The 8,948-nt window shown below is 71.4% G+C and carries 10 protein-coding genes; 4 read left to right on the top strand and 6 right to left on the bottom strand.

Going from position 1 to position 8,948, the window contains the following annotated elements; translation table 11 throughout:
• The coding region (locus ACWELQ_RS28725) for an MFS transporter (protein ID WP_452400156.1) at nt 1-472 on the bottom strand (472 nt) is incomplete at its 3' end.
• Nucleotides 473-608: 136 nt separating this feature from the next.
• Between ACWELQ_RS28725 and ACWELQ_RS28720 the strand changes: the two genes are divergently transcribed.
• The gene (locus ACWELQ_RS28720) at nt 609-1,238 is read left to right on the top strand and encodes a TetR/AcrR family transcriptional regulator (protein ID WP_452400155.1); all 630 of its coding nucleotides are present in this window, start codon (nt 609-611) and stop codon (nt 1,236-1,238) included.
• Nucleotides 1,239-1,382: 144 nt separating this feature from the next.
• Here the strand turns inward: ACWELQ_RS28720 and ACWELQ_RS28715 are convergent, their stop codons facing one another.
• The 4 genes from ACWELQ_RS28715 to ACWELQ_RS28700 form a co-directional block, all read right to left on the bottom strand.
• Nucleotides 1,383-1,718: a YnfA family protein gene (locus tag ACWELQ_RS28715; protein WP_452400154.1), complete on the bottom strand. Its 336-nt coding sequence runs from the start codon at nt 1,716-1,718 to the stop codon at nt 1,383-1,385.
• Between the two features lie 136 nt (nt 1,719-1,854).
• Nucleotides 1,855-3,078 (bottom strand): Dyp-type peroxidase, encoded by a 1,224-nt coding sequence (locus tag ACWELQ_RS28710; RefSeq protein WP_452400153.1) that lies wholly within the window; start codon nt 3,076-3,078, stop codon nt 1,855-1,857.
• Complete coding sequence (locus tag ACWELQ_RS28705) at nt 3,071-3,640, bottom strand: copper chaperone PCu(A)C (protein ID WP_452400152.1); 570 nt, start codon at nt 3,638-3,640, stop codon at nt 3,071-3,073. The genes ACWELQ_RS28710 and ACWELQ_RS28705 overlap by 8 nt, the downstream gene beginning before the upstream one ends.
• 151 nt (nt 3,641-3,791) lie before the next feature.
• Nucleotides 3,792-4,337, bottom strand: a complete 546-nt coding sequence (locus ACWELQ_RS28700; RefSeq protein WP_452400151.1) for a hypothetical protein — start codon at nt 4,335-4,337, stop codon at nt 3,792-3,794.
• Between the two features lie 130 nt (nt 4,338-4,467).
• Between ACWELQ_RS28700 and ACWELQ_RS28695 the strand changes: the two genes are divergently transcribed.
• From ACWELQ_RS28695 to ACWELQ_RS28685, 3 genes are all read left to right on the top strand, one after another.
• Complete coding sequence (locus ACWELQ_RS28695) at nt 4,468-5,154, top strand: response regulator (protein WP_452400150.1); 687 nt, start codon at nt 4,468-4,470, stop codon at nt 5,152-5,154.
• Nucleotides 5,155-5,270: 116 nt separating this feature from the next.
• Nucleotides 5,271-6,260 (top strand): HAMP domain-containing sensor histidine kinase, encoded by a 990-nt coding sequence (locus ACWELQ_RS28690; RefSeq protein ID WP_452400157.1) that lies wholly within the window; start codon nt 5,271-5,273, stop codon nt 6,258-6,260.
• Nucleotides 6,261-6,334: 74 nt separating this feature from the next.
• The gene (locus ACWELQ_RS28685) at nt 6,335-8,296 is read left to right on the top strand and encodes a DUF4153 domain-containing protein (protein ID WP_452400149.1); all 1,962 of its coding nucleotides are present in this window, start codon (nt 6,335-6,337) and stop codon (nt 8,294-8,296) included.
• Here ACWELQ_RS28685 and ACWELQ_RS28680 read toward each other — a convergent pair.
• Nucleotides 8,297-8,948, bottom strand: a 652-nt coding sequence (locus ACWELQ_RS28680) for a WD40/YVTN/BNR-like repeat-containing protein (RefSeq protein WP_452400148.1), incomplete at its 5' end; no start/stop codon positions are given.

Genomic DNA, 8,948 nt, shown 5'->3' with positions numbered 1-8,948 from the left:
GGACCAAGCCCAGTCCGGCCGGGATGAGGAACGCGGCGGTCGCGCCCTGCAGGAAACGCCCGGCGATGAGCCAGTCCGCACCCGGCGCGAGCGCGCACAGCAGCGAGGTGAGCGCGAACCCGGCCAGCGCGGTGAGGAATACCCGTCCGCGCCCGAGGGCGTCGGCCAACTGTCCGGCCGGAGTGAGCAGGGCGGCGAAGGCGACGGCGTAGCCGCTGACGATCCAGGTGAGCGTGGTGGGCGCGGTGGCGGGGAACTCGCGGGTGATGGCGGGGAAGGCGATGTTCACCACCGACAGGTCGAGGAAGGACATGAACGCCGCCCCCGACGCGACCAACAGCGCCAATCGCGCGGAGGCGGAGGTGGCCGGGGCGGATGTGGTTGCGGTCGAAGGGGATTCGGCGGTGTCGGCCCGAGCGGTCGGCGGGACCGGGTCGGGGGGTGCGGGCTGGGGGTGGGTGGTTTCGGTCATCGGGGTGCTCTCTGCGGGGTTCGGATCTCGGTAGGGGTGAGAGGAAACGGAATCAAACTGCACGCACGATCGTTCGTATTGTTGAAAAGTACGACCGATCGTGCGTTTATGCAACCGTTGATGCCAAGATGGAGAGGTGGACGAACCTGTGCAGCCTGCCGAGCAGGAGATATCCGATCAGCGACTGCTGAAGGGCGCGCGCGCCCGGGCGACGATCGCGCGCCACGCCGCCGAGGTGGCCTCCGTGGAGGGCCTGACCGGATTGAGTCTCGGTCGGCTCGCGGGGGATCTGGGCGTCAGCAAGTCCGGGGTGGCGACGCTGTTCGGCACCAAGGAGAAGTTGCAGCTCGCCGCCGTGCAATCGGCGCGGGAGATGTTCATCGACATCGTGATCCGCCCCGCCTACGACCGCGAGCGTGGGATGCCGCGGCTACGCGCGATGGTGGAGAACTGGTTCGCCTACATCGGTGAGCCGATGCTGCCGGGCGGCTGTTTCCGCGGCCAGAGCGTCCCCGAGTTCGACAGCCGCCCCGGTCCGGTGCGCGACGCGCTCGCCGCCGACCGCGACGACTGGTTCGCGGTGCTGGAGAAGGAGATCGTCCGCGCCCAGGAGCAGGGATTCCTGGCCGGGCTGGATCCGCATGCGGTGGCCTTCCAGCTCGACGCTCTCGTCGGCGCCGCCAATACCGCCACCCGCATGGGCGACGAGTCGGCGCTGGGTTTGGCCCGCACCCTGGTCGACGGCCTGCTCGGCGCGACGGACTGACGCCGCCCGCGCGCTACTGCGAGGCCGTCTGCGCGCGCTGACCGGCGCGATGCCGAATCGATTCCCGCGCTGCAATTCTGCACGGCGTGCGTGAATGCAGTTCGGTCGCAGTCGGTTTCACGTGGAGCAATCCGTCAGCGTGTCTCAGGCCGGGCGTGGCGCGTACATGATGAGCGCGACCCCGGCCAGGCACACCAGTGCGCCGGTGACGTCCCAGCGGTCGGGCCGGAATCCGTCCAAAACCATTGCCCACAACAGGGATCCGGCCACGAACACCCCGCCGTAGGCGGCGAGGATGCGCCCGAAGTGGGCGTCGGGCTGCAAGGTGGCGACGAACCCGTAGAACCCGAGCGCGACCACCCCGGCCCCCATCCACGCCCAGCCACGATGCTCGCGCACCCCTTGCCAGATCAGCCAGGCGCCACCGATTTCGGCGACGGCCGCCAGCCCGAACAGCAGAATCGATCGCAGCACGGTCATGATCGACACCCTAGGGTTCGCGGCGGCCTCGCGCCTGTCGGCCCTGCCGTATCACGGCTGTCCGCCGCGTCGCGCCCGCCCGCCGCGCCCGCGTACCCGGTCGGACCGCCCCCCTCCGCGCTCCGACCGGAGACCCTCACCGTTGGGCCGCGACGCTGTCGAACAGCTGCTGACCGAGGTAGCCGCCCGGCCCGGGCACCCCGGGCGGGATGGCGAAGACCGCGGACCCGACCGGAATCGTCCACTGGTTGAGCGCGTCGAATTCGGCCAAACGCTGCTGCACGGGCAGGTATTGGGCGTCGATGTCGCGCTGGAACGACGCGAACAGCAACCCCGAGTTGGAGACGTGCCCGGGGGCGGGCGCGTCGTCGTAGTTGTAGCCGCGGCGCAGGAACCGTTCCCCGTCATGTGCGTGATGGGCGCGGGCGATGTGGGAGGACGGCGGGATCTTCGGGATGCCGTACTGATCGACGGCGGCGAAGTCGGGTTCGTCGAATTCCGTTGTGCCCGACAGGGGTGCGCCCTCGGCGACGGTGCGGCCGACGGTGATGGCGCGCCCGTCGGCGTCGAGTTCGTCCCAGGTCTCGAGGTTCATGGCGATGCGCCGCAACACCATCGAGGTGCCCCCGGCCAGCCACGGCCGCGCGGCCCCGTCGTCCCACACCAGGCGTTCGAAATCCGGGGTGCCGGGGGCGATGTTGACGGTGCCGTCCACCGAGCCCATGAGATTGCGCATGGTCTGCCCGCGCGCGGCATTGCGGAATCCGCGCTGCACCCACCGCACCGAGACCAGCGATTTCACGTGCTTGGACAGCACGCGTACCGCGTGCGCGACGGTGGTCGCCTCCTCGGCGCACACCTGCACCACCAGGTCCCCGTCGCACCAGGCGGGATCGAGCCTGTCGATGGTGAACGGCGGCAACGGTTTCAGCCAGGCCGGGCGGTGGTCATCGAGCCCGGCGACGGTGAACAGGCGCGGCCCGAACCCGACGGTGACGGTGAGCCGGGCCGGGCGCGCGGCCAGTTCCGGTTCGGTGTCGGCGAGCGCGGGCGCGCCGCGGGTGAGGCGGGCCGCGTCGTCGGTCCAGATCTTCAGCAGCCCGATCACATCGTCGCGTCCGGCGCCCGCGACCAGGTCGTAGCCGACGAACGCCGCGTGCAAGGGCGGCTCGGTGGCGATCCCGGCCTGATGGGCGCCGTAGAAGTCGACGGTGTCGAGTCCGGGGTCGCGGTCATGGGTGCGGTGGCCGAGTTCGGCCGCGCCCCAACCGAGCCCGGCGGCCCCGGCCGCGCCCGCCACGACGGCCGAGCCGCCCAGCAACCGCCGCCGCGAGAGGGCCGGTCGGCGCGGGTCAGCCACCGTGGGTGGCGTTTTCGCCGGAGGGCTGATAGTTCTCCTTGCCGCCGGCGAAGTCACGCACCTGCGCGGTGACGGTGGTGGTGGAACCGTCGGAGAAGGTCAGAGTGATGGGGGTTTCCGAGCCGGTGCGCAGCGGCGCGTTGAGCCCCATGAACATGAGGTGGTCGCCGCCGGGCTGCAGGGTGGCCTTGCCGTGGGCGGGGATGACCAGGCCGCCGGGCTTGGGGCGCATGGTCTTCTCGCCAGCGCCGTCGGGGGCGGTCTCGTGGATTTCGACGGTCGCCGACGCGGGGCTGGTGGCGGCCACCAGGTTGACCGGCTTGTCGGAGTTGTTGGTGAAGGTGCCGAAGGCGGCGGACATGCCGCTGTCGGCGGCCTTGATCCACTGATCCGACATGCTGACCGCCTCGGCGGCCTTGGCGGGAGCGTCCGAGGCGGTCTGCGAGTTGGAGCAGGCGACGGGCAACAGGGCGAGGGTGCTGATGGCGGCGGCCGCGCCGAGACGGCGGGCGAAGCCGCCGGTGCGCAGGCGGAAGGTGTGGCAGCGGGGCATCTGGGACATGGGAGGTCTCCATCTGTCGGTGAGGGGGGAGCATCCGGTGCACGGCGAAACCTGGTGTGCGCGGCGAACTGTCGTGCGCAGGGCACGGTCGTGCGAAAGGCACTGTCGTGCGCAGGGGTCGACCACATCGAGGTCGTGCGGTGCCGCGGTGTCAGGCCGGAGCGAAGAAGAAGGCAGGTGCGGCGGGCGCGGGCGGACCGCGGCGGCCGATGCCGGGACTGACCAGCAGGCGGCGCGCTTCGGCGCGATCGTCTCCCGGGCGCGCGGTCGTGCGGAACGCCGGTGGCGCGGGTGTGGAGGCCAGCGCCAGGATGAACCGCCGCACACTGGTGACGGCCCGGCGCAGGCCCGCCTCGGCGGCGCGAATGGCCAACGCGCCCACCGGGATCGCGATCAGGTGCGCGGCCAGCATCGACGGCGAGGACAGCTGATGGTGATGGCCGGGCGCCATCGACAGCGCCCCGTGCCCGACCGACTGGCCGACGGCCAGCAGGGCCATCGTTCCGGCGAGCCCGTAGCGGGGGCGCAGCGAGGCTACCACCACCCCGATGAGCGTGCAGGCGGCCAGCAGCAGGGTCAGCGCCGAGCTGTCCGCTGTCCCGCCGCCGAGTCCGTGCGCGAGGATCGCCACCGCGCCCGAGGCCGCACCGACCGCGGCGCCACGCAGGCGTGCGGTGAGATCGGTCGGTGAGCGCACCGGGACATGCTACGACGTCGTGTCGGAGAGGACGTTTCCAGGTGGTACGACCGGCCGTGCGGGCGCGTCTGCACAGGATCTTCACATTCGGTGCGAACCATCTCCACGACGGTTGCCTAGTGTCAGCGGCATGGAAACCAGTCCGAGGAGCCCGCGCCGGATCCTGGTGGTCGAGGACGAGCCGACCATCGCCGAATCCATCGCCGCCCGGCTGCGCGCGGAGGGCTACACGGTCGACCTCGCGCATGACGGGCCCGCCGCGGTCGAGGCCGAGGCGGCCGGGGACCCGGATCTGGTGGTGCTGGATGTGATGCTGCCCGGTTTCGACGGCCTCGAGGTGTGCCGGCGTATTCAGGCGCGCCGCCCGGTGCCGGTGCTCATGCTCACCGCCCGCACCGACGAGACCGACATGCTCGTCGGACTCGGTGTCGGCGCCGACGACTATCTGACCAAACCGTTCTCGATGCGGGTGCTCACCGCCCGCGTGCACGCCCTGCTGCGGCGTATCGAACGCAGCGCCGCCCCCGGCTCCACCCTCGTTGTCGGTGATCTGCGCATCGACACCGATCAGCGCCGCGTCTGGCGCGCCGACGCCGAAACCCAGCTCACCCCACTGGAATTCGAGCTGCTGGTGCATCTGGCGCGCCGCCCGCGCACCGTCCTGGCACGCGAACGACTACTCAGCGAGATCTGGGGCTGGGCCGACGCCTCGGGCACCCGCGCGGTCGACTCCCACATCAAGGCGTTGCGCCGTAAACTCGGCGCGGACCTGATCCGCACGGTGCACGGGGTCGGCTACGCGCTGGAGGCGCGATGAGCGCCGGGCACGCCGGACGCGTCGGTGGCACGGGAAGTGCCGGGGATGCGGGAAGTTCCGCGGCCACGAGGAAGGCTGGGGCGGTGCTGCGCGCGGGGCTTGGTCGGGTGGCGGGGATGATGCCGCGGCCGTTGGATCGGGTGCCGTGGATCAAGTTGAAGCTGGCGATCCTGCTGGTCACTTCGGGGGCGGTGGCGTTCGGGTTCTTCGCGTATCAGATCGGGTGGCTGCCGCAGAAGACCACGATCGCGGCCACGGTGCTGGCGTTGATTCTCTCGCAGGTGCTCGCGCACGGGATGACGCTGCCGTTGCGGGAGATGACGGCGGCGGCCAAAGGCATGGCGCAGGGCGATTATTCGCGCCGGGTGCGCGCGACCTCGCGTGATGAGGTGGGGCAGTTGGCGGTGGCGTTCAATCAGATGGCCGCCGATCTCGCCGCCGCCGACGCGCAGCGGCGCGAGTTCATCGCCAATGTGTCGCACGAATTGCGTACGCCGATCACGGCGTTGGGGGCGGTGCTGGAGAACCTGGTCGACGGGGTCGCCCAGCCCGATCCGGCCACCCTGCGCACCGCGCTCGCGCAGACCGAACGGCTCAGCGCGCTGGTGTCGGAGTTGCTGGCGCTGTCGAGTGTGGAAGCCGGTGCGGTGTCGCTGGATCGGGAGCCGGTGCCGGTGGCGCCGCTGCTGAAGGAGGTGGTCGCGGAGGCGGAGGTGATGGCCGCCGCGGTCGAACGCCCGGTCCGCTTCACCATCGCGATCGGCACTCCCGGCCTGGTCGTCTACGCCGACCGCGCCCGCCTGCACCAGGTGCTGCTCAACCTGCTCGACAACGCCACCCGGCACGGGCCCGCGCACGGCGAGGTCCGGTTGTTCGCGCACGCCGAACGTGGCCACACCGTGCTGGAGGTCGCCGACGACGGCCCCGGCATTCCGGTCGCCGACCGTGCCCGCGTCTTCGAACGTTTCACCCGCGGCGGCCGGGCCACCGGCGGCGGCACCGGCCTGGGCCTGGCCATCGCCCGCTGGATCGTCGACCTGCACGGCGGCACCATCGCCGTCGCCGACCCGGGCTCCCGCATCCGCGTCACCCTCCCCACTCCCTAGACCTTCTCCCCATCCGTCACCCGGCGCGCCCCGCGCTCCCGGGACGGTCCCGCACACCCATCGGAGGCTCCGCCATGCCCGAAAACCCCGAAACACAGCCCAGATTTCCTGATCCCAGCCCCGAAGATCCGGCGCTGAAGGCCGATAGCCCGGCGACGCCGCCCGAAAGCCCCTCCGCCGCAGCGACTTCTGACGCGGAGGCGTCTGACGCCGCCGCTGTTCAGGCCGACGGCGAGTTCGCCCCCGCGCCCGCTGGAGCGTGGCCCGCCCCGCCGGTGGCGCGTGACCCGCAGACCTCGTACGCGGCGTATCTCGCCGAGCGGTCGGCCGCGCGACCCCAGCCGACCGCTGACTACCCGAGTGCGCCTCGCCCGCCGTACATTCCGCGCGCGGACCTGGTGTCGCTGCCGGGCGGGCTGCTGGCGGCGACAGTGGGCAGCGGGGTGGCCGCTGCGGTGCTGGTCCCGGTCGATCGTCCCGGCGTCGGCTGGCTGCTCGCGGGCCTGACCGTCGCGGGCGCTGTGTACACGGTCGATCGTGCCGCCCGCCGCCGGATCGTCACGCGGACTGACCACGACGCCGTGTCAGGCTCCGACAGCCCGACCGAATCCGACACGCGTACAACGGGTTCGGCTTCTCGCCACGGCGTCGGGGGGGGGGGGCGGGGGCGGGGGGGGGCGCGGCGCCCCCGCAGGGCGGCACCGGTCGAGGGGTCCGGTGCCGCCACGACGAAGCGCTCGGGTTCGCGCCGGTTGAGGTGGGAGCGGGCCTGGTGGGCCGTGTTGGCGTTGGGATTGTTGGGGGTTGGGGCGGTGCGGGATGCGCCGTGGCTGTTCGGGTTGTGTGTGGTGGGGGCGGCGGTGGCCGGGTCGTTGGCGGTGGTGCCGCGTTCGGCGCATGGGCTGTGGTTCGACGTGGTGGCGGTGCCGTTCGCGGCGGTGATCTCGCCGCCGTGGCTGTATCGGGCGGTGCGGGGAGCTCGTGGTCGGCTGGGTGGTGGGTCGCAGCGGGTGTGGTGGTCGGTCGCGGTGGCGGCGGCTCTGCTGTTGATCATGGTGCCGTTGCTGTCGGGCGCCGACGCGGTGTTCGCCGGACTGGTGGACGGGTTGCTGCCGCAGGTGGATGTGCCCGCGGTGGTGCGGTGGGGTGCGGTGTTCGTGGTCGGTGCGTTGGGGACGGCGGGGGCGCTGTATCTGCTCGCCGGGCCGCCACCCCGGCATGATGAGGACCGAACCGACGCCGAGGACGCGGATGGTGCGGACGGCGAAGCGGGTGCGGACTTCTTGATGGAGTCGGATCCGTTGGGCTGGTTGGTGATTCGCCGGTTCTCGACGGTGGAGTGGGGTATTCCGGTGGCGGCGTTGACGTTGGTGTTCGCCGTGTTCGTCGGCACGCAGATCGCGGTGCTGTTCGGCGGGGACGGGTATGTGCAGCGCACGGCGGGGCTGACGTATGCGGAGTATGCGCGCAGCGGGTTCTGGCAGTTGTCGATCGTGAGCATGTTGACGCTGGCGGTGATCGGCGCGGTGCTGCGGTTCGCACGGCAGAGCGCTTCGGTCGAGCGGCGCTGGCTGCGGGTCGCGGTCGCGACGGTGTGCGGGTTGACGCTGGTGATCGTGGCGTCGGCGTTGGGCCGCATGTGGACCTATCAGCAGGCGTACGGGTTCACGGTGATGCGGCTGCTGGTGGAGGTGTTCGAGGGCTGGATCGCGCTGGTGTACGTGCTGGTGCTGGCGAGCCTGGTGCGGTTGCGGCGCGGCTGGGTGCCGCGCGCGGCGGTCGGCGCGGCCGCCGCGACCCTGCTGGGTCTGGCCATGTTGAACCCCGAAGGCATTGTGGCCGAACGCAATATCGACCGCTGGCAGGCAGGTAAGACCCTCGACACCGAGTATCTGGGCACGCTGTCGGCCGATGTGCTGCCCGCGGCCGACGGCCTGCCCGGCCCGCAGCGTGCCGCCATCGCGAATGTCATCCGTGCCCGCCTGTCGGAGGATCCGTGGCAGGGCTGGAACTATGCGCGCGCCACCGGCCGCTGATCAGGAGACCAGGGTCCAGCTGTGCCCGCCGTCCTGGGTGGTGAGCATGACCGTCGCGTCGTTGACCGACCCCGGTTTCGCCGTGATCGCGAATCCGGTGCTGTCGGTGGTGAAGTGGGTGCCGACCACCTTCCAGTCCTTGGCCGGGGCGGTGTAGGAGGTGGTCCAGGTTTCGCCGCCGTCGACCGAGAGCAGCAGCCGGTTGTCGAGGCTGACGACGAGATGGGTGGCGTCGATGGCGGTGACGGTGGCGTCGACGGTGAGTTCCGGTGCGAGTTGACTGGTTTCGGTGAAGGTGGCGCCGCCGTCGGTGGAGGTCAGCAGCCGGGTGGTCGCGGCCTCGTCGGAGTTGGGGCCCGAGCGCCCGCACAGCGCGAACAGCCGTCGTTCGGACAGTGCCGTCCAGGAGGCGGGGCCGTTGCCGCCGCAGGGCATTTTCCAGGTGCTCCAGGTGCCGTTGAGGAGGCGGGCTCCGGATCGGACTCGGTTGTCGACGACCAGCCAGGCCCGCGAACCGACCACGGTGAGGTCGGCGGTCGGTGTGGGGCCGCTGCCGATACCGACCGGGACTTCGGCCGTCTCGCTCCAGGATTCGCGGTCGAGGGGGCTGCTGTAGACAACGGCGCCGTGGCCGGGGTCGAGGGCGGTGAGG

It is taken from the genome of Nocardia sp. NPDC004722 (assembly GCF_053601505.1).
The sequence above is the reverse complement of the archived record's forward strand: the minus strand, read 5'-3'. Positions and strand labels throughout refer to the sequence as shown.

Excerpts from the sequence above, each read along its gene's own strand:
- ACWELQ_RS28715 (WP_452400154.1), bottom strand. The coding sequence starts at position 1,718 with ATGACCGTGCTGCGATCGATTCTGCTGTTCGGGCTGGCGGCCGTCGCC.
- ACWELQ_RS28705 (WP_452400152.1), bottom strand. The coding sequence starts at position 3,640 with ATGTCCCAGATGCCCCGCTGCCACACCTTCCGCCTGCGCACCGGCGGC.
- ACWELQ_RS28695 (WP_452400150.1), top strand. The coding sequence starts at position 4,468 with ATGGAAACCAGTCCGAGGAGCCCGCGCCGGATCCTGGTGGTCGAGGAC.
- ACWELQ_RS28690 (WP_452400157.1), top strand. The coding sequence starts at position 5,271 with ATGATGCCGCGGCCGTTGGATCGGGTGCCGTGGATCAAGTTGAAGCTG.
- ACWELQ_RS28685 (WP_452400149.1), top strand. The coding sequence starts at position 6,335 with ATGCCCGAAAACCCCGAAACACAGCCCAGATTTCCTGATCCCAGCCCC.